Origin of the sequence: Enterococcus raffinosus, assembly GCF_001886185.1 — a bacterium.
Taxonomy (GTDB): Bacteria; Bacillota; Bacilli; order Lactobacillales; family Enterococcaceae; genus Enterococcus_A; species Enterococcus_A raffinosus.
The window spans coordinates 1-20,906 of sequence record NZ_JXLA01000050.1 but is presented as its reverse complement, the minus strand read 5'-3'; the positions used below and the strand labels follow the sequence as shown (position 1 = coordinate 20,906).

Annotated in this window: 19 protein-coding genes and 1 pseudogene; 1 reads left to right on the top strand and 19 read right to left on the bottom strand. The window is 40.0% G+C overall.

The window, feature by feature from the left end:
• The 19 genes and pseudogenes from RV13_RS18420 to RV13_RS21080 form a co-directional block, all read right to left on the bottom strand.
• A partial coding sequence (locus RV13_RS18420) for a metal ABC transporter ATP-binding protein (RefSeq protein ID WP_049056166.1) occupies window positions 1-735 on the bottom strand: 735 nt, incomplete at its 3' end.
• A 460-nt stretch (window positions 736-1,195) separates the two neighbouring features.
• Complete coding sequence (locus RV13_RS18415) at window positions 1,196-1,510, bottom strand: PTS sugar transporter subunit IIB (RefSeq protein ID WP_002302388.1); 315 nt, start codon at window positions 1,508-1,510, stop codon at window positions 1,196-1,198.
• A 15-nt stretch (window positions 1,511-1,525) separates the two neighbouring features.
• Window positions 1,526-3,121, bottom strand: a complete 1,596-nt coding sequence (locus RV13_RS18410) for a solute:sodium symporter family transporter (RefSeq protein WP_002302387.1) — start codon at window positions 3,119-3,121, stop codon at window positions 1,526-1,528.
• A gap of 22 nt (window positions 3,122-3,143) precedes the next feature.
• Window positions 3,144-4,034 carry a myo-inosose-2 dehydratase gene (iolE, locus tag RV13_RS18405; protein ID WP_002302386.1) on the bottom strand — a complete coding sequence of 297 codons (891 nt, stop codon included), beginning with the start codon at window positions 4,032-4,034 and terminating at the stop codon, window positions 3,144-3,146.
• Between the two features lie 16 nt (window positions 4,035-4,050).
• Window positions 4,051-5,076, bottom strand: a complete 1,026-nt coding sequence (gene iolG, locus RV13_RS18400; RefSeq protein ID WP_002302385.1) for an inositol 2-dehydrogenase — start codon at window positions 5,074-5,076, stop codon at window positions 4,051-4,053.
• A 23-nt stretch (window positions 5,077-5,099) separates the two neighbouring features.
• Window positions 5,100-6,107 (bottom strand): Gfo/Idh/MocA family protein, encoded by a 1,008-nt coding sequence (locus RV13_RS18395; RefSeq protein ID WP_002302384.1) that lies wholly within the window; start codon window positions 6,105-6,107, stop codon window positions 5,100-5,102.
• A 112-nt stretch (window positions 6,108-6,219) separates the two neighbouring features.
• On the bottom strand, window positions 6,220-7,380 hold the full coding sequence (locus tag RV13_RS18390) for an iron-containing alcohol dehydrogenase (RefSeq protein WP_082718876.1): 1,161 nt from the start codon (window positions 7,378-7,380) through the stop codon (window positions 6,220-6,222).
• 75 nt (window positions 7,381-7,455) lie between these two features.
• Window positions 7,456-8,910, bottom strand: coding sequence for a CoA-acylating methylmalonate-semialdehyde dehydrogenase (locus RV13_RS18385; protein WP_002302381.1), 1,455 nt, complete (start codon window positions 8,908-8,910; stop codon window positions 7,456-7,458).
• A gap of 63 nt (window positions 8,911-8,973) precedes the next feature.
• Window positions 8,974-9,798 carry a 5-deoxy-glucuronate isomerase gene (gene iolB, locus RV13_RS18380; RefSeq protein ID WP_002302380.1) on the bottom strand — a complete coding sequence of 275 codons (825 nt, stop codon included), beginning with the start codon at window positions 9,796-9,798 and terminating at the stop codon, window positions 8,974-8,976.
• A gap of 38 nt (window positions 9,799-9,836) precedes the next feature.
• Window positions 9,837-11,753: a 3D-(3,5/4)-trihydroxycyclohexane-1,2-dione acylhydrolase (decyclizing) gene (gene iolD, locus RV13_RS18375; RefSeq protein WP_002302378.1), complete on the bottom strand. Its 1,917-nt coding sequence runs from the start codon at window positions 11,751-11,753 to the stop codon at window positions 9,837-9,839.
• 10 nt (window positions 11,754-11,763) lie between these two features.
• Complete coding sequence (gene iolC, locus RV13_RS18370; RefSeq protein WP_002302377.1) at window positions 11,764-12,798, bottom strand: 5-dehydro-2-deoxygluconokinase; 1,035 nt, start codon at window positions 12,796-12,798, stop codon at window positions 11,764-11,766.
• Between the two features lie 155 nt (window positions 12,799-12,953).
• Complete coding sequence (locus RV13_RS18365) at window positions 12,954-13,973, bottom strand: LacI family DNA-binding transcriptional regulator (RefSeq protein ID WP_002302376.1); 1,020 nt, start codon at window positions 13,971-13,973, stop codon at window positions 12,954-12,956.
• Between the two features lie 87 nt (window positions 13,974-14,060).
• Entirely contained in the window at window positions 14,061-14,195 is a 135-nt protein-coding gene (locus RV13_RS21565; protein WP_002302374.1) for a hypothetical protein, read from the bottom strand.
• A gap of 43 nt (window positions 14,196-14,238) precedes the next feature.
• On the bottom strand, window positions 14,239-15,537 hold the full coding sequence (locus tag RV13_RS18355) for an IS91 family transposase (RefSeq protein ID WP_071875985.1): 1,299 nt from the start codon (window positions 15,535-15,537) through the stop codon (window positions 14,239-14,241).
• 369 nt (window positions 15,538-15,906) lie between these two features.
• Window positions 15,907-15,993 (bottom strand): annotated as a pseudogene (locus RV13_RS21695) (transposase); the annotation flags it as partial.
• A gap of 212 nt (window positions 15,994-16,205) precedes the next feature.
• Window positions 16,206-17,186, bottom strand: coding sequence for an ornithine cyclodeaminase family protein (locus RV13_RS18350; RefSeq protein WP_002302370.1), 981 nt, complete (start codon window positions 17,184-17,186; stop codon window positions 16,206-16,208).
• A gap of 12 nt (window positions 17,187-17,198) precedes the next feature.
• On the bottom strand, window positions 17,199-18,077 hold the full coding sequence (locus RV13_RS18345; RefSeq protein WP_002302368.1) for a sulfite exporter TauE/SafE family protein: 879 nt from the start codon (window positions 18,075-18,077) through the stop codon (window positions 17,199-17,201).
• Between the two features lie 15 nt (window positions 18,078-18,092).
• Complete coding sequence (locus RV13_RS18340) at window positions 18,093-18,893, bottom strand: TrmB family transcriptional regulator (protein ID WP_002302367.1); 801 nt, start codon at window positions 18,891-18,893, stop codon at window positions 18,093-18,095.
• A 275-nt stretch (window positions 18,894-19,168) separates the two neighbouring features.
• On the bottom strand, window positions 19,169-19,318 hold the full coding sequence (locus RV13_RS21080) for a hypothetical protein (RefSeq protein WP_002302365.1): 150 nt from the start codon (window positions 19,316-19,318) through the stop codon (window positions 19,169-19,171).
• A gap of 1,173 nt (window positions 19,319-20,491) precedes the next feature.
• Between RV13_RS21080 and RV13_RS21185 the strand changes: the two genes are divergently transcribed.
• Window positions 20,492-20,746: an Lrp/AsnC ligand binding domain-containing protein gene (locus RV13_RS21185; RefSeq protein WP_192926193.1), complete on the top strand. Its 255-nt coding sequence runs from the start codon at window positions 20,492-20,494 to the stop codon at window positions 20,744-20,746.
• Window positions 20,747-20,906 lie beyond the last annotated feature (160 nt).

Sequence of the window (20,906 nt, the reverse complement as noted above, 5' to 3'; positions counted from 1 at the left end):
TTTACTTGACTCTATATAGTTAGTCTCTCCAATAAATATAGTATCTCCATAGGCTTTTTTTAAATTCTCTTCATTAAATACAGATTCTACACTTCCGTGAGCAATTAGATTTCGATTCAAAAGAATAATATTATCAAAATACTTCTTTACCTTGCTTAAATCATGATGCACAATTAGCACTGTTTTTCCCTGATGTTTCAATTCTTTTAACGTATCCATAATTATTCGTTCACTAACTAAGTCTATCCCTACAAATGGTTCATCTAAAAATATGAAATCCGCATTTTGAGCAAGACATCTTGCTAAAAGTACACGTTGAAATTGTCCTCCAGATAATTCTCCTATTTGATGATTAGAATATTTTCCCATATCGACCTTTTCCAAAGCCTTTGAAACTCTTTGCCATTCTGCATTTTTAATTCTTTGAAAAACTTTCATTCCGGCATATGTTCCCATAGATACACATTCTTTTACTTTTATTGGAAAAGTAAAATCAATATCAGCTTTTTGCTCTACATATGCAATCTTCACCAGTTTTTTATTGATATCTTCATTATTAATGGAGACCTCTCCCTGATGAGGGATAATATTTAACATTGCTTTAAGCAATGTAGATTTTCCAGCACCATTTGGACCAATAATACCTGTTAAAGCACCTTCTTGTATTTTTAAAGAAATCTCGTTCAATGCTAAAAAATCGTTATAACAAACATTAAGCTTTTTCACTTCTAACATAACTTTCTCCTTCTAAATGATAATGATTATCACGATCATATGGTATACAAAAATTATATTTTAGTCAACCCTAAATTTTATAATTTAGATTTTTTTCTGTTGTTGAAGATTAGGATGTCAAAATTATTTGAAACTACTCGTATAGTAAATAGTAAGTAATTTTCAAAACACGAAGAAAAACAAAAAGAAAAAAGGAAACGCCGAAGCATTTCCTTTCAGTGATTTAATGAGAACAACACGATTTGACTTAGAGTCTCAAAAAGTCGAATAGGTACACTCATTTAAGTGTCTCCATTCGACTTTTTGGGGATGAGCTGGCTATTGAGGTCCGCTTACCCTATTGAATAAATACAAGATTGGGTATTTCTAATAAGTCCGCCCTTCATATTGGGGTGATCGGGGCGAACATGCCATCTTTTCATATACCACCTCCTCGACACTCAATAATCAAAGATTCTCGTTAATCTTCTTCGATGCTTGCAATGATGTTTTCAATATTCATATAACGAAAATCTTCTTGTTTGATATAAACGATCTGAGCGGTACATTTTTCCTTTTTGATGATTTCTTTTACTTTTTCCTCAGAACGTGCGACCTGCGGCGTTAAAAGTAAAACGTCATAGTCTTTATAATTCAGTTTTTCTTCAACGTTTCGGATCGTTGCATAATCTATCTCATACGATAGATTTTTGGCTCTGATCGTTTCAAGCATTTTTGATACGAGCAGCGACGCACTGATTCCGGTCTCGCAAATAATCAATAGATCCTTATGCATAATACCCTCCTGTTTTTAGCCTGCAAAGCCAATTGGTGAAAATGCCACATAAGTTAAAATAACAATGACTACCAATGCTATAGCAGTCACCTTGGTGTATTTCCAAGGCTCGATATCGACCTTTGTATCGAATGAGTTCAACACAAATTCTCCATCAGGTTTCAATTTGGAAACCACCATCAAAATGATAATGTCCAGAACGAATAATGCCGTCAAAACATAAAGGAAATGGATATTTTGGAAAAGCATTTTTGATAGTGCATACAAGACGATATGCACGGCAATCGTCGTTTTTGCCCCAAAAGCAGTTGCTTTTTTTGAATAAAAGGCAAAGAGAATGATCACGAGCAGCGGCATGTTGTATAGTCCATTGAATTCTTGAACGAACTGATACAATCCAGCCGGTGCAAAAGAAATGAATGGCGCTACGATAATGGAGATAATCCCCACAACGACCGTTACTGTTTTACCAGCACGAGCGATTTGCTTATCATTTGCTTTCTTATTGATAAGCGGTTTATAAAAATCCAGTGAAAACAAGGTCGATGTCGCGTTCAAAGCTCCCGCAAATGATGATAAGATCGCGCCAAAGATAACAGCGGCGAAAATACCAAAGATCATTTTAGGCAATACTTCACTGACTAAAAAAGGATACGCGTTATCTGGATTTGACATTAAACTATCGCCAAAAATATTGCGAGCGACGATCCCTGGAAAGACAAGGAATAACGCACCTAAGATTTTGAAGACGCCGACTAGGAAAGCGCCCTTTTGTGCCTCAGCTAAATTCTTGCCGGACAATGCTTTTTGGACGATCATTTGATTGGTACACCAGAAATACAGATTGTTAAACAGCATCCCTGTAAATAGTGTCGGCCATGGAACAACAGCCGAGTCGATCGATCCCACAGAGTTAAGCAGCCATGGCGTGTTTACCACAACGTGTTCGATCCCGCCAACAAAGCTGCCGTCACCAAGCTTCATTAAGCCTAAAATTGGGACCAGCAGACCACAAGCCAGCAGACCGACTCCATAAATGGAGTCACTATTGGCACTTAACGACAAGCCGCCGATCAGCAGATAGAGGATGCCGACAATACCAATTGCCATCGCTACAATTATGATCGCGACGATCGGCTGGACGCCCAGCAGCTCATCAATATGGAAGATCTTATTGAACACCAGCGATCCAGAATAAAGAACCACGGGTAAGAAAGAAGTCATATAGGTCACAATAAATAAGATCGAAATAATTCGTTTGGTAACCGTATCATAACGAATCTCGATGAAATCTGAGATTGTATTGATGCCGTATTTAAAATATTTTGGCAAGAATATCACAGCCAAAGCTACGATCGCAATCGTAGCAGTTACTTCCCAGGCCATTACTTCCATCCCTGCATGATAACTTTGACCATTTTGTCCGACTATTTGTTCGGTGGACAGGTTCGTCATGATGATCGTGCCAGCGATTGGCAAAGCAGTTAAGCTCCGCCCTCCCATGAAGAACCCTTCTGATCCAGAAGTATCGACACTTCTGGATCTAGAATAGGCAAATAACCATACACAGATGACAATCACTAGGAAACTGATTATAGAAAAAAGATTCATCGTCTAGCTCCTTTTCAATAGATTAAAGACCGGTGACCTCTCGAATGTAGCTTCTGGCTTTGACTGCATATTCAAATGGATTGGCTTTAGCCGGGTCCTGTTCTGCTTCAACTACGATCCAGCCTTCATAGTCGCTGGCATGGATTGCTGTCCAGATTGGAGTGAAATCAATCATCCCATCACCAGGAACCGTGAAGACGCCTTTCTTCACGCCGTTTAAGAAGCTGTCTTTTTCCTTTTCTACTTCTTCAGCCGTTTCTTGACGAATATCTTTGAAATGGATGTGTTTGATACGATCTTGATGACGGTTGTAAACCGCGATTGGATTTTCACCAGAAAAGACCAAATGTCCCGTATCGAACAATAATTTAACTTTGTCTGGATCAGTCATTTCCATTAAACGATCGATTTCTTCCGTCGTTTGAACGCCGGTACCCATGTGATGATGGTAAACGATCTCCATATCCTTTTCGTGGGCCAAATCCCCTAATTTTTCTAATCCTTCCGCCAGTTTTTTCCACTCTTCATCAGTGAAAACTGGTTTATCATCAAAGACTGGCGCTGTCATAATCCCTTGGATACTATGACCCTGCTCAGCTACTACGATGACTTTAGCGCCCATCGCATGTAAGAAATCCCGATGTGCTTTGAAGGCTTCGGCAGTTTCTTCAAAAGGTTTAGTTGTCAGAAACGCACTGAACCATGCACTGGCAACCTTTAAGCCGCGAATATTCAAATATTGTTCCAACACCTCTGGATCTTTTGGATATTTGTTGCCAATCTCTGTTCCGGTGAACCCAGCAAGGGCCATTTCACTGATACATTGTTCAAAGGTATTTTCACTACCAAGCTCGGGCATATCATCATTGGTCCACGCGATTGGTGCGATGGCTAATTGAATTTGTTTGGTCATATTCTCACACTCCTGCTTATTTTTTTAGTTGTACTAAACTCTTCGTATCGAATGATTCTTGACAAGCCAACGCGATCTTAGTTGATTGCAATCCATCTTCTGCATTAACCGCTGGTTGACGTTTTTCTTGAATACATGAGACAAATTCTTGGGCTTCACGAATGAAGGCTTCTCTGAATCGTTCTGGGAAGTTTTGTGAACATGGACGGATGATCCCTTGATCGTTCATGATCGTCACAAGATTTTTCTCAGGCGCTTGCGCTACCCGCAGCATTCCTTTGGTTCCCATGATCTCTGTTTCGACATGATAGCCATGGGCTGCGTTTCTGCCGGCAACTAGTAAAGCTATTGTTTTATCGCTCAGGCTCATCATTGCGGCTCCAGTTTCAAGCTCACCAGCCTGATCCAATTCTGGATACGCCGCATTTTTCCCAATCGCCCACACTTGATCGACTTCTTGGCCGGTAAACCAGCGAACCAAATCAATATCATGGATCGCCATATCTAAGAACAAGCCGCCGCTGTCGTTATTCATGGCAAATTTGACAAAGCTTTCCAAGCCTTCGCTCGGATCGATCCCATAACAACGAATCAGTGTGATTTCGCCGATTTCGCCATCTTCTACCATTTTCTTCGCATACTGATACGACTCATCATAGCGGCGCATGAAGCCTAACATGAAGACCTGTTCAGGATGCTCTTCGATGACTTTTTGGGTCTTTTTAATATCTTCAACTTCAAGGCCTAATGGTTTTTCAGTAAAGACATGCTTGCCATTTTCCATCGCCAAGCGGACTTGGTCACAGTGAAAGCCTGATGGTGAAACAATAAAGACTGCATCGATCACGGAACTTTTGACCATTTCTTCATAGCTGGAAAAAGTATGCTTGACGCCTAATTTCTTCTGTGCGAATGCTAATTCTGTTTCAACTAAACTGCACGCAGCCGTAAGCTCACAACAACTGACACCTGTTGCTAAATTTTGTGCATGTACTTTTCCTAATCTTCCTAAACCGACGATGCCTACTCTAATGTTGTTCATGAAATACCTCCGTTTTCTGAGAATTACTCATTGTATAGTGCTGGTCGTTCATCCATTTGAATCATTACTTTTGTTTTTGTTTCACGAGACTCATGACAAGCCATCATGGTGATCGCTGCTACATACCCATCCCAAGCGGTAGGACCGACAACCGCATCATTTTTGATCGAATCGATCCACAGCTTGAATTCATAATCATAGGCATCCAAAAAGCGGGTCTGCCAATCTGGTGAAACAGGTGTGTAATTTTTTTCTTCCGATTTAATTCGTGTATAGGCTGGGTCCGTCATTCCTACTTCTGCCGTTTCGAAAACCACATCACATTTAATATCGTAGCCAAAGCGGCAATTCACAAAGATTTCCAAATCAATCGTTACACCGGATTTTGTTTGAAAGATCAGCAGCTGCGGATCATGCAAATCGGCATGGGAGTTGCTGGTTTTTTTCGGCAAGATCATTTGAACAGATTCATAATCTTCATTTAGCAACCAGCGAAGCACATCAATCTCATGAATCGCGGTGTTGCTGATCGCCATCGGTGTTGTGTAGTTTTCATCTGCGCTAGGATTTCTATGGGCACAATGCATCATTAATGCTTCTCCGTATTGCTTCGATTCGATTGCTTCTTTCAGTTCAATGTAGCCGCGGTCATAGCGGCGCATGAAGCCAACCTGAACCAATTTCTTCCCATAAGCAACTTCCGCATCAACGATCCGGCGGCAGCCTGCTGCATCCATCGCTAATGGCTTTTCGCAGAAAACATATTTCCCATGCTTGATTGCTTCTAACACATACTGCTCATGGGTCGGGTCCCAAGAAGTCACAACAACGACATCCACATCTTCAGAAGCGATCAATGCTTCTCCGGTTTCAAAGAATTTAGCATCGACACGTTTGGCAACCTCTTTAGCAGCTTTTACATTGATATCTGAGACTGCTGTCACATAAGCCCCTTGTGTTTTCTGATTGATCCTGTCGATATGCTCGATGCCGATTGCACCTGTTCCGATAACGCCTACTTTTACTCTCAATTACTTATCCCCCTGTTCTGTTGTTTAAGCACACATAGTATGCGCTTACAAAATTATTCCTGTGTAGCTTTTATTCTTAAAAGGTAGAGCCCTCTCTTTGCTCCGCCTTTTACTACCCATAAGCTTGTACGTATAATTCCTTAATTTGACTATGACTAGGCACCTTTTTATTATTTTGCGGACTTCCGCTGGTCAACGCATCCGCGGCCATTTTGTCTAAGGCTGCCATAAACGCTTGCTGATCAATACCATAATCTCGAATCGTTGGGATCGACAGCTGCTCACAGAGCTCTTGGATTTTTTTAATCAGATAATCCGCAGCCTCTTCCAGCGATAAATCTTCGGCTGCCGGATAAATAAATCTGGCGATCGTCGCTAACTCAGTCTGAATAGCATCCTTTGAGAATTCCAAAAAGACCGGCAATAACATCGCATTTGATATCCCATGAGGAATGTGAAAAAGTGCCCCCACCGGTCGACTCATTCCATGAATCAATGTGACTGACGCATTCGAAAAGGCAATCCCCGCCTCCGTTGAAGCTAAGCTCATTTGTTCTCTGGCTTCAGTGTCGTCGCTATTTTCATATGCCTGAGAAAGCGTGTTCAAAATTTTCTTCATCGCTTCCAGTGAAAATAGTTGCGTTACTTCATTGGCTTTGACTGAAACATAAGATTCCAAAGCGTGACATAGCGCATCGACTCCCGTTGCCGCGGTTACTTTTGGTGGTACAGTTTTCGTAAAATCAGAGTCAACGATTGAGATCTGTGGCATGAAAACGAGATCCTTCATCATCATTTTGACTGCTGTTTTTGTATTGGTAATAACTGCCACATCGGTTACTTCCGAACCAGTTCCAGCAGTTGTTGACACTGCAATCAGCGGAATGCCCGCTTGCAGCTGATCAAAATTTCTTGCATGAATCGCTTCGAGACTTAATTGATTAGCAGCCAAAACGGCTACCACCTTGGCTGTATCCAGACAGCTGCCGCCACCAAAAGCAATGATATGATCACATTGATGCTTCTGAAAAAGCTTCAGCGCATCATAAACATTTTCTTGCGTCGGTTCGGCTTGAATGTCTGTATACTCCGCTAATTGATCATCTGTTTTTCCCAACAGCTCCTTGATCTTTTGAAGATGCCCGGTCTGTTCCATAACCGTATCACTAATGATTAACGGCTTGTTGCCTAGTTGTTCTGATTCTTCCATAAGAAATTGGATTGTTCCGCCGCCAATTCTTAAATTGGCAGGCATTTTCAGTTGAATATTCACAGAAAAAACCTCTCTCTGGCTTATAGCCTATAACAAAATCCTCGAAGCTCTTTAACAGAGCTTCGAAGCAAATCTTTAAATCTCACTTTGCGCATAACGTGCTGTAACAACTTTCCGATGGGTATAAAACTCAACACTGTCTTTGCCATTGGCATGCAAATCACCAAAGAAAGAGTGCTTCCAGCCTGAAAAGGCAAACCAAGCCATCGGTGCAGGCACCCCAAGATTGACCCCCAGCATCCCAGCATCAACATTTTCTCTGAAGTAGCGAATCGCTGATGCGTTGTTGGTATACAGACACGAACCATTCGCAAATTCAGATTCATTCGTCAGCTCAACGGCTGCCATCAAATCTTTTACCCGCACGATTGATGCGACCGGGGCAAAAATCTCATCCTGCCAGATCTTCATATCCATCGTGACATTATCAAAAATCGTTGGTCCAACAAAATAGCCTTTTTCTGGAATGTTTTCGCGACCATCTAGTACCAGTTTCGCTCCTTCATCGACCCCTTTTTGGATATAGTCAAAGGTCCGCTGCTGTGCATCTTTTCGAATCACTGGTCCTAAAAAGACCCCTTCGTCCAAGCCATTGCCGATCTTGATCGCTTTTGCCGCAGCCTTAAATTTTTCAACAAACTGATCCGCGATTTCCTCTTCCAAAACAATGACGGAGGCTGCCATGCAGCGTTCACCAGCAGAACCAAAAGCTCCGCCAATAAGGTCCTTGACTGCCCGATCAATATTGGCATCTTTCAGCACAACAACATGATTTTTCGCTCCAGTCAACGCTTGTACCCGTTTTAGATTTTTTGTTCCTTCACGGTAAACGTATTCACCGACATTTTTTGATCCTACAAAGCTGATGCCTTTTACCAGTGGATCTTGCAGCAATGTGTTGACAACATCGTGGGCACCATAGACAACATTAAAAACACCGCTAGGAAAGCCTGCTTTTTCAACCAGCTCAACAATTTTCTCCATCAACAATGGTGTTTTTTCTGAAGGCTTCAGCACCACCGTATTTCCTGCCGCCAGAGCCATCGGGAAGATCCAGAAGGGCACCATCATTGGAAAATTAAACGGTGTGATCCCTCCGATTACTCCGATTGGGTAACGATAATTCGTGATCTCAATATCAGTCGCCGCTGTTGATAAAGAATCTCCCATCATTAAATTGGTGATTCCCGCTGCGTGCTCCACATTTTCGATTCCTCGTTGAACTTCTCCCAGTGACTCGGACAATGATTTCCCATTTTCCAGCGTGATCAAACGCGCCAATTCACTTTTATGATCTGTTAAAAGCTGATGCAGCTTGAACAGATAACGTCCGCGAACAGGAACAGGAACTTTTTTCCAAGTTTGAAACGCAGCATCGGCAGCTTTAACTGCTTCGGCTGTCTCTGCTTTGCTAGACAACGGTACATTCGCCAGCGCTTCTTCTGTAGCCGGATTCATTACTTCTTCAAACTCTGTTGAGCGACTAGCGACCCAACGACCATCAATATAATTTCTTAAAAATCTTGTCATTTATTTTCCTCCTAAAAACCTAACTAAACCTAACTAAACTTTATGTATCTAACAGCTTAATAACTACTTGCGCTGCAAGATCCATTCGTGTTTCTTTTCATTGTGGAATTTCCAAATTCGCTCAGGTCCCGCCATCACATTTAAATAGTAGGAAGTATACCCGTCAGGTACCCCAACTGGATGATAGCCCTTAGGAACTTCGACGACATTTTGATGCTCTACCGTCATCGTTTCATCTAGTGAACGATCTTCCGTGTAGACCCGCTGGAAAACAAATCCCTGCTCTGGATCAAGCTCATGGTAATAAGTTTCCTCTAAAAAAGACTCATGTGGCAGATTCTCTTGATCGTGCTTATGAGGAGGATAGCTGGAAAAATTACCGCCCTCGGTATAAACTTCGACGACCAGCAGGCTGCTGGCAGTATCGACATTATCCGGTAAAATGTTGTGAACAAGTCGTTTATTCTGATAGAGTCCACGTTCTTCGACGGTATTATCCTCCGCGCGAATCACACTTATCGGCAAAGCTTTTTTCGCTGGTGAATAGCAAAGCGCCAATCGGACATTGCCTGTAGTTGCCACAAGTTCGAACGAATGCTCCGCTGGAAGATAAATACTATCGGTTGGAATCTTTTCAAAAACAGATTCTCGTGTCCCTAAATCTTCATACCATGTGTCTGCTGCCTTAACCTTAATTTTTCCAGTCAAAACGACGATGCAGACCTCCTGTTGACTACCGGTTTCCTTGTAAGAAGCACCCTTTTCCAATTCCAAAATTTGAAATTCAATGTAACTCAGATCAGAATTAGCCTGTCGAATATTTTGAATTTGCTTTACTCCAGGTGCCAGTTCTTTGATTATTGGTTGATGCTTCAATTTATTTTCCAATCAATCCACTCCTTTTTTTTGAGCACAGAAACAACTGTTTAATATTTTCTGATAGCGGCAAGTTTTGCTTGCTTGGCTTTGTAAGCCTCCTGCACGGCTGCTTTCTCCGATACTTCCGCGATACCGACATTCCACCAGCTGCCGTCGTAGCCGTCTGTCATAGTCTTAGGAAGTACCTTCACCTCAATCAGTGTCGAGCGTGTTTGCTTCTTCGCATCCTCAACCGCTGCTTGTAATTCTTCAATCGAGCTTACCCGATACGCTTTTGCACCATAGCCTTCAGCAATTTTAGCGTAATCGATGTTCATGATCTCATCCTCGGTGTTTCTGAATTCGGTTCCTTGGCTAGCTCCGCCATTATCCATCTGTAAATTATTGATACAGCCGAAACCAGAATTATCGAAAAGAACAATGTTGATTTTTTTATCATATTGCAAACTAGAAACCAGCTCGCTATGCAGCATCAAGAAACTGCCATCACCTACTAAGGCATAGACCTCTTGTTCTGGTTGAGCCATTCGTACGCCCATCGCACCAGCGATTTCATAGCCCATACAAGAATAACCGTATTCCAAATGATAGGTATTCTCCTTCATAGGATTCCATAGTCGCTGCATATCGCCCGGCAATGACCCAGCCGAACCAATCACGATCGCATCCTCATCAACAAAATCATTTAAATGAATGAAGACCTCAGTTTGCGTCAAATTCGTAGCCAACGCATCGGCATATTCATTCAAGATTTCTTGAGAAAAATGATCTTTGATTTCTGGCGTAAACGCTTCGCGAGTAAAATGTGTGTATTTTAACCGATTTCGCTCACTGAGCCATTCTTCCTTCAGTTCATTGATCTTCTCGCCATAAGTAGTTTGGTAGCCTTCGATCATTGGGGCAAGCTGCTCCAAGGTCGCTTTCGCATCACCAACAACTTGAAAAGCTTCCAGCTTAGCAGCTTGTTGTCTGCTTACGTTAATATTCATCATTTTCGCTTGTTCAAAATTAAAAATACTTTTAGAAGCTGATGTAAAATCAGTGTAGCGTGTGCCGATCCCAATGATCAGATCAGCCTGCTGCACAGCTTTATTAGCTGCCGACGTTCCCAGAATCCCCATTCCGCCGAGATTGTTCTTAAAATTCCACGAAACAGTCGATTTACCGGCGTGCGTTTCAACTAATGGAATCTGACAATCTCTTGAGATTTGCTCAAGAATCTCACCAGCCTCCGAATATTTGCAGCCGCCTCCAACAATGATGACCGGCCGTTTACTGTCTTTAATTTGTTGACTTGCTGCATCAAGCTCACGGGCTGTCGGAATCCTGCGATCAAAATAATGAACTCTTTTTTTGAAAAATTCTTCCGGATAGTCATAGGCCTCTGCCTCTACATCCTGCGGCAGACAAATCGTTGCCGGACCCATCGTTGCCGGATTGGTCATGACTTCAAAAGCTCGCAATAATGCAGACATCAACTGCTCTGGTCGATTGATGCGATCCCAGTAGCGGGAAACAGCTTGAAATGCATCATTTGTCGAAAAGGCTACGCTAGCCGCATGCTCTAGCTGTTGCAGAACCGGATCAGGCTGACGTGTAGCAAACGTATCCGCTGGTAAGAAAAGTACGGGGATATTATTTGCAAATGCAGTACCAGCTGCCGTTAATAGATTGGCAGCCCCAGGTCCGGCAGATGTTGATACGGCAAAAATTTTCTTGCGTAAATTCTGTCTGGCAAAGGCCGTTGCCGCGTGGGCCATCCCCTGTTCATTTTTTCCACTATAGCTTTTTAAGTGTCCGGGCTCTTGCTCTAATGCCTGACCGATTCCTAAAACATTCCCGTGGCCATAAACATGAAAGAAGCCTTCCACATAAGGTGTTTCCTTGCCGTCAACGCTGATGTATTGTTGATTCAAAAATTTTAATAATGCTTGTGCTGTTGTTAAACGAACCGTCTTCTCCATTTTTTTCACCTTAAATCCGAGCGATCATTTCGCCGTATATTTCTTTCTCCAATGTAATAAAATCTTTTACCTCCTGAGTATTCGGTAAAGAATCTGAACAGTTATTGCTTTTGACCATCATTGACGCTTCCGCTGAGCCAAACTCTAAACAATCAATGATCTCCCAGCCTTCAAATAAACCGTATAAAAAGCCCGCAGCATATCCATCACCGCCGCCAAAACCTTTGCGTGCTTCTACTGGAAATGGTTTAATTGAAAACTGCTGCTGATTAGCCGTATACGCAGTCGATCCTTTCATCCCATGCTTGATCACAACGATTTCTGCACCGCAGCTACGCCAAAAAGTAGCGCTTTCATTATCTGACATGTTAGGCTGGATCAGCTTCTCAGTTAGGTCGAATTCTTCTCTCGAACCCATGATAATGTCTGATTCCTTAGCGATCATCGAATAGTAAATAGAAATATCGTCGTTGTTTTTCCAGTTGTAGGCGCGATAATCAATATCAAAAATAATTTTGACATTATTCTTTTTCGCTAACATCACTGCCTTGATCACGGCTTCTCTGGATGGGCTCTCTGCTAGTGCAGTCCCTGAGATCAATAATGCTTTTGATCGTTTCAAGTAGTCTTCATCAATATCGTCAACACTAAGCTGCAGATCCGCCGCTTGATTTCGATACATCAAAATATTACTTTCCTTTGATGAGAGCATTTCAGTAAAGGTCAGCCCCAGCTTTTCGCCATGCTGCGCTTTGCTGATCTGAGACGTATCGATGCCTTGCTCGTTAAAATAGTCAATCACATATTCGCCAAACTGATCATCCGAGACAGTTCCGATAAAACCTGCTTTCAGTCCATGCTTTGTAACACCTACAGAAATATTGGCAGGAGAACCCCCTACAAATTTTTCAAACATATGGACATTTTTCAATGGTTTAAATTCTTCTTTGACTTGATCGTTATAAGCAGGATTAAAATCAATAGTGACTCTTCCTAAAAGCAGCAAGTCAAATTCTTTTGATTGATCAAAACTTATATAACTCATATACCCACCTCTTCATTCGTTCTTCTATTTCTGAGGCAAGTATAGCACGCTGAAACCAAGCGTGCAATATTTATTTTAACACGCATATTTGCGTGTTAATTAAAAATAACGAAAAAAAAGGCGTGAATCGCCTTACAGCATGATTCACGCTTCTATTAAATATTGTATTTTGTTTTAATAATTATATCAGTAAATAGCGCATCCTTTGTAACCGTTTTATTATTTTGCAGCTGATTCGCTAACATTAGCAAAGAGCGATAGCCCTGAGTAAATCCATCTTGATCGATTAAAAAATCAACCTGATCGTTTCTCAGCATCTCGATATTGTTCTTAGTCAAATCATAAATGATCACATAAGGCCGCCGCTTGCTTTTATCGATTTTTTCCAGCGCTCGTGCAATTCCCGCTTGTCCGCCAGAAAAGACGACTACGCCATCTAAGTTTGAATAATTCTCTAAGGTATTGCTTAAAATCTTTTCCACCTCAGCACTTGAATCAAAGCTGCTCTGAACACCCGTCAGCTCTAATTCAGGGAAGGACTCCTTCAGCTCTTCAACAAATCCGGCGACCCGTAAGCTGTTAACGCTATTTCCAAAGTAACCGGTAATCGCTAGAACTTTGCCCTTCCCTTTCGTCAGCATACATAGTAATCCCGCAGCCGTTTTGCCACTTTTGAAATTATCCATCCCAACAAAACACTGTCGATTCGTACCAAGAATATCCGAGTTAAAGGTGATGATGATGATGCCCTGCTCTGTCAATTGATTGATTTTTTCTCTGATACCATCACTATCTACCGGCATGATCGCGATGCCCTTTACTCCAAGCTCCACCAGCCGATCCAATGCCTGCAGCTGTGCCGCTTCATCAACACCGTCTACCTCTTCTAAAAAGCAATCGATGTTACGCTTTTTCAGATCCCCGATAATGGATTCCAGACCAGATCGGATTGGAATCATAAAAGAAGATTTCGCCAATTGTGTGACAATCCCTAGTTTAAGAGTCGTCTCTTTTACGGCCTTCTTTTTCTTTGGAACATAATTCATTTCCTTAGCAATCGCTTTGATTCTTTCCGCAACCTCAGGATTGATCCGTCCTCGATCGTTCAATGCCCGATCCACTGTTCCCCTAGACACCCCAGCTTTTTCAGCTATTTCTTTAATCGTACCCGCCATTTTGCCGCTCCTTTTTTCCTATTGTGTTTATTTTATCACAAAATTAAGAAAACCGCTCCTGAGGACTTTTTGTTTAGATAAATCATTTTATTGTCGATCACTGATTCTAAATTCGTATCCAAGTACGTTCTTATAGTATTCTGGATACATCTCTCCACCACATTTTTCGCAATCAAATTGCGGAGCGTTCTCAGGATCAAATGCAACATCTCCTGCATCCAAAAATTGAACTACTTCTTTTGGAATTTTTTCCTTTATCCCACATTCAAGACAAATGTAATGAACCACTCCATTGGAATCGAAGTTTTTTAAAAGCTGCTTCTTTTTCATACTTACGTTTCGATGCTTCTTCCCCAATTTTTTTATTCTCCTCTCGCATGAATCGTTCCGATTCTTTATTCTTCGCATATTTCACTACAAGTCGTCCATTTTTAGACACACTAACTCCACTAAATTCATAATATTCGCCACATCTAGTACATTCCAATGGATTTACTCCGAATTCTTCGGCTATTCGTTCACACCATGATTTTGGTTTAAGTGCTTTCTTCACATTCACAAGCATTCGTTGAATCTCTTTCTGGTAATTACTTAATACTTTTTTCATGATTGTCTTGATCCGCCGACTATAAATGCCGTATCTACGAATTGTTTTGAACTGGTTCTCTGGAATATGACGAATCAGTGCACCAATAAATTCCTCTGCCGACATCGTCTTTATCTTATCCGTGTTAGTTCGTTTATCATGATACTGAAACATCACTATTTTCCCATCGTACAAAAGGATACGATTTAAAGCAATGGGACCACGTTTCATATAACGACTGATATATTCTAATATCTTTTTGAGAGAAGTTCGGCTCCTTTTGGGTGCATGCACGTAAAAACCCTCTGCATTTTTCGTGTACGCCGCTTGTAAAAGCGGCTGGACTCGTGCCTTATCCCATTGGGATAAGGTTCTTCGAATGAGCTTTAGGACCGCATTCTGCCAATATTTCCTCAACATTGCGAACGGAAAATAGTCATAGTCCTTCCATTTTCCATCCTTCGTCAGTCCACCCATGGTGACGACTAAATGAACATGCGGATTGTATTCTAGCTGAGAACCGAAGGTGTGGAGTGTTGCCACAATCCCAGCTTGTATATGGTGCTTTCTAAAAAAATCTAATAGTATCCGTGCAGCTTCATCCATTAATCCTTTTAAAAGCTCCTTACGATACTTCTCCTTCAGAAAAATCTCACGTAAACCTTCATCGATCGTGAAGATGACGTGTCGATGCGTCACTGTAAACAGATCATTCGCCGCAACCTCTGCCCACCGTTGACTTTCCCCAGTTGCACAAGTTGGACAAAATTTCCCTTTACAACGAAAAGCCACTTTCTTTACATCATGGCATCCTTCACAGACAAATAGACGATAACCTTTTTTAAGGTCACCACAATCGCGAAACTTCTTCACTTCTCTTTTCACAACGGATCGAGTCCTTCTCGTGTACCTTTGATTGAATTTCTCCCAGTTTTGATATTCATCAAAGAAAATGGCGTGTAAAATATTGGGTTTCATATCTCCAGTTTAATAGGAAAAAGACCAGATGAAAAGCGGTCAAAAGATTGATGTATCAATCCTTTGACCGCTTAAAATGTTATACTTCCTTTAATGTCAAAAAATATGCGGCGCACNTCGGACTAAGTTTTATTCAAATTTGTCTTCGCCAACACGATTTGACGAAGAGCCTTTTCTTTCAGGAAGACTTCGGTAATTTTTAGGAGTTCTACCTATTCTTTTAACCGCTTATTCTCTTTTTCTAAGCGTGTAATTTCATTTCTGCGAATGGATTTCATGACTTCCTCTACCGAGAAAAGTACGTTATCCATATTTTTCAATTTCTTGAACTCATCAATACACGCTATTAGAGCGAGCTTCTAGCTATAGACTAACTTCTTTAACAGAAAACCCTTCTTCCGTTACCAGTTTTACAGCGGTAATTTTAAATATTTCATCAAATGAACGTCTTGGCATAATCTAGATCTTCGCTTTCTCTTAATTTGGTGTCAATTTTAGTATAACCCGTCCAACTTATTTTTTAACTTAGGGTCGCTTCATTACTAGAATTCAACAAGAGATGTTTTTTATTTTATTTAAATTATGGGGTCAGTTTCCATTTGATTACAAACTTCTTTGTTTTCTTTTTTTAAACGCAATAATAAAGGTTTTAATTTCAGCCTTTTTAATTAGAAAATCAATTTTCCCAAATTATTTTCTTTAGCTTTCTTAACGATTTCTGTCGCAACTACCACATCTAATACAGCCGAACCAACTGTTTTGAAGATCGTGATTTGTTCTCCACTTGTCCGACCGATCAATTCTTCATTGATCAGTTGGCCTAGTTCCCCATGATAGCTGTCTCTTTGAATATACCCATCTTGCAGCGGTGAAATGAAGTCCCCAGCTTCTTTTAGAACACCGTCCATGGTATCAAAAATAACAACATCTGCGGCTTTGATTATTTCTCGTGGAATTTCACACATTTCCGGTGTGTAAGCACCGACTCCATTGATGTGCGCACCTTTTTTGACCCACTCAGCAGAGAATGTCGCACGTTTTGAAGTGGTCACACTTGTAATGATGTCTGCTCCTTCAACGCATTCTTGACTGGTTTTTGTTGGGCGCATCGTTACAGAAAATTGTTGCATCATTTTTTCAGCAAATTGGCTGGCACGCTCAAAATCAATATCAAAAATCCGAACTTCTTCTAATTTACGAACGGTCAACATTGCTTCTAATTGTGACTGTGCTTGTCCGCCGGTTCCAATCAGCGCGCCAATTTTAGCATCTTCTCTTGCAAGAAGTTCTGTTGCTGCTCCTTGAACAGCGCCTGTTCTTAATTGTGTCAAATAAGTACCATCCAAACAAGCGGATACCATACCCGTTTCTGGATCCAATACGATCATCGTTGCTGGTACACTTGGTAAGTTTTTCTTGATGTTTTCAGGATACACGGAAACGATTTTGACACCTAGCGCGCCTTCGCCACCTTCTACGTAAGCAGGCATATATAAGCTTTGTCCGTTGCTTTTTGGCACATCGATATTGGTGCGAAGAGGCACACTTGCCTTTCCTGTTGAATACAATGACAGTGCTTTTTTGTCCGCATCGATGGCTTCTCTCATTGAAAAACTTTTGATAATATCTTCTTTTTTAAGAAATAACATTTGAATCGCTCCTTAATTAGCTGCTGTAACTTTTTTTAATTGACTGCCCAACATCGTATATGCACTGTATAGTAAGACCAAAATCACGATCCATTTCAGGATATAGGTATCTAAAGATTTGACTAGGAATACAGCGACCAATACCCCCAATACACCGAAGGTTGAAGTAAAAAGTGTGATTTTTCTGCTGTATTCATTAAATTTAATGAATTGAACACTGCCGATCGGTACTGAGAAGGTACAAGCCCCCATCATAATAGGAAAGGCTGCAACTGGATTCAAGCCTAGCAAGTAGACAGTTACCATCGTTAATGCATAAGAACCAATGCCGATATTGTTCAATGCGCCATAGACAAAGAGTAAAAATCCTGCCAAGATTAATTTTCCGCCATACAATTCACTGGCTGTTCCGTTTGATGGAATCCAGTTCATTTGTCCTGCAAAAATCAACAATGCAGCAATGACCAATCCTATGCCGACAAACAGTTTGATCGTTTTCTCTGGTAACTTCACGACAAATCTTGGTCCTAAATATGCACCGATAATTTGGCAGATAATACAAACAGCTAGTGTCTTGATCCCTACGTTGATGGCAGTGATGTAAGACAATGCCATGACGGCTACCGGTACTACACATTGGGTATTCAACGTTCCGGGTAGTTTTTTCATGCTGACCCATTTCAACTTTGGATAAAGGACGGTTCCGATAGCAAAGTCGGAAACGCCAAATGTTGAAAGAAAGAAGATGATAAATGACGTGAAGGGCAACAGACGCATATCCCCTGGTTCTTCTTTGAAATTTTGTTTGTTTTTGAAAAGGTCTCTTAGAAAGTAAATAATAAAATATAGATTGATTGCGACAATTAGTGTCAGCAAAATATTCCGAATCATAAAAAATTCCTCCTACTAGTAAATCTTTCTGATCCCCTCAAAGTCCTCACCATATTTTGCTTTAAGTTCTTCAGGAGATTCTGCAATCACTTTTAGTGTATATGCATCATGTTTGACATATTCTTTTGCTAGATTGACCATGGCGTGGTTTTTTGTCCAAGTGACATCGGTTGATTGCAGTTCTTCGTTAATGGTACCAAACACGACTTCTTGCTCATCGGCGACGATGTTGATCCATCTTGCTCCAAAGTCAGCAAGTTTGTCTGTTTCAAAACCATGAATATAATACTTTTCTAAGGGAAGATCATATTCATGGGTAGAACTGAATAAAATCAGTACAAACTTATCAACTCTTTTTTCAGCTTGCTGCAATGCCTTTAGTAGTGAATCCGTGAAATTCTCATGCCAAACTTGAATGAGCAAACTTTCTTTTGCGTTTTTCACCAAATGCTCTACTTTATCCAGAACATACTCGATACCATCAACTTTCCACAGCATTTCTTCTTCATCTTTTTCTTTGATCATCCCTAGATTCTTGGTAAGAAAAGAAAGATCATTTTTAACACTTTTTTCTAATTTCTCTAAAAACTCATTTGCCGAGATGGCATGATAAAGTTTAGGTTCTGATTTATTAACGACAATCAAATTCTTTTTTAATAGTTTTTCCAAAATATTATATACTTTCGAGCGTGGCACACCTGAGATTTTACTTACTTCATATCCTGTAAGATTACCTTTTTCTAATAGTGTGGTATACACTCTTGTCTCCATCTCTGAAAAATCATATTTTTTCATGATTTGAATAATCGTTTCCATTGATTAATCCTCACTTTATTTTTAGTAGCTACTACGGTAACAACTATAAATTCTTTTTGATTGTCTGTCAAGAGTTAGTTCAATAACACACATATAATAATTAGCTTAAAAACAAGCTTTTTATTAAAAAGAAACATTATAATATGAATATTTGTGAAAAAAGTAATAAAACTTAGTCATTCTTTACAACGATTTATAGAAAAACAACCTCTTTAAATATAAAAGGTACGGGTTACTGATTACTTGTAAATCTTTACGTTCCAGTTTTATTCTTTCTAAAAAACATACTCACTTCTTTTCTTAGACTTCTTTTTTTGATTCTCCTCTTTATGGTCTTGTCCTTTTTTGCCTTCAAAATATTTAAATAAACCCCTTTCAAAAGCATTTCTAGGTTTTGGACAATAAGGAATGACTTTTTTCTTCATATAAATACCTCATTTAACTATTTGATCTATTTTATATCATCACATTATCAAAAAAAATAGGTTTTTTATTAAAACTATCTTGACCTTTCGGAAGATTTCACTGTGATTTATTTTTATTCCCATACTTTTTTCGTTGGTCACTTTCGTATACCTAATCTAAGCGATCATCGGCGACGGTGCTTTTACAACGAATGGCAGGACAAAACAAGGGGCGGAAAAACTTTTTTGCCTATTTCATAAAAAACTTTTTCCTACAGCAATCCCTTGTTTTGTCCTACCATACGTTGTGAACCTAAAGCACGCCGACGAACGCTTAGCTATACGAAAATGACCTCCAAAAACAAAAAAGTGAGGTGAATAGAAACAAAAAGAAATTGAAATATCCCAAAATGTCGTCCGCCTCGGAGACAACTTGCTGCTGAAAATGGTTGGTTAATTCATTTAAGTATTACATAAGATAAATCATCAAATGAATCGAAAAAATAGCATGATTGGCCTTATCAAAAATAAACTGTAAAAACTTATATTTCTATGAGTGGTGGAACAATGCTAATACCAAATTAATTTATCGATTACCCACCTGCACAAACCAAAGATAGCATTATTAGGAAACGAATCAATCAGCGAATCCAGCATTATAATGAGGATACTAAAAATAAAGTTTTCATAATTATTTCCTTTCTTCTTTTACTCTCCTATAGCTTAGCATTTAAGTGGGCACTCGTGTCACCTTGCTAGATAGCTATGAATGCCGTAATAAGCCTCCTAGTATATAGGCAGACTGCCAATTATAACTGATTCAATCCACATTATGATAAAATCCACCTTTTCGTTTCATATGTGTTGAAATATCACATATGTCAAAAGTGCACGAGTCTTTTCATTCAGTGCTTTGTAAATACTCAAAATTATTCCTTTTCACTTTGAAAAAAAGATAATTAGTACAAAATCAGAAATGAGGAAAGTATTAGGATGGACTAGAAAGGAGTTGTTGAATTTGTTGCAACAGATTGGTCATTTATCAATTAAAAATTAGGTGAAGTTTTATTCATCACTGCAGCTGCTGTTTCCCAGAGAATAAAACGTCTAGAAGAAACTGGTCAGTTACTGTATTATCAAGCGGCAATTGACTACGAACAAGCTTGATTACTAACCAAAGCGTTTATCCACCTGTTGATTAAATCAAATCAAAAATCAGGTTTTTACACGTTCATAAAAGCAATCTCCAGTGTACTCGAATGTGACTGTATCATAGGTCCTTATTCGATGTTAATCAAAATGGGGTTTCCTTCTACCGAATCATTGGACAGTTTTATCAATGATTTATCAAAGTTTGGACGAACCAACACCCAAATCGTTTTCTCGACTCTTGTTTCCTTAATGGTTTATCAGTTCTGGAATGTTTATCATGCGCTTTTATTAAAATAGAAAAGAGCTTTTTTCATGCGACAAAGCAGTGATCATTTATTGGCACATGCAATCTTTGTGGATCCATTTTTTGAAAATACGATATTTAGTTTTGACCCAAAAATCTTTAAATACGTATTTGATAATTTATCTTAGTGCCTACTGAATAATTGACAAATTT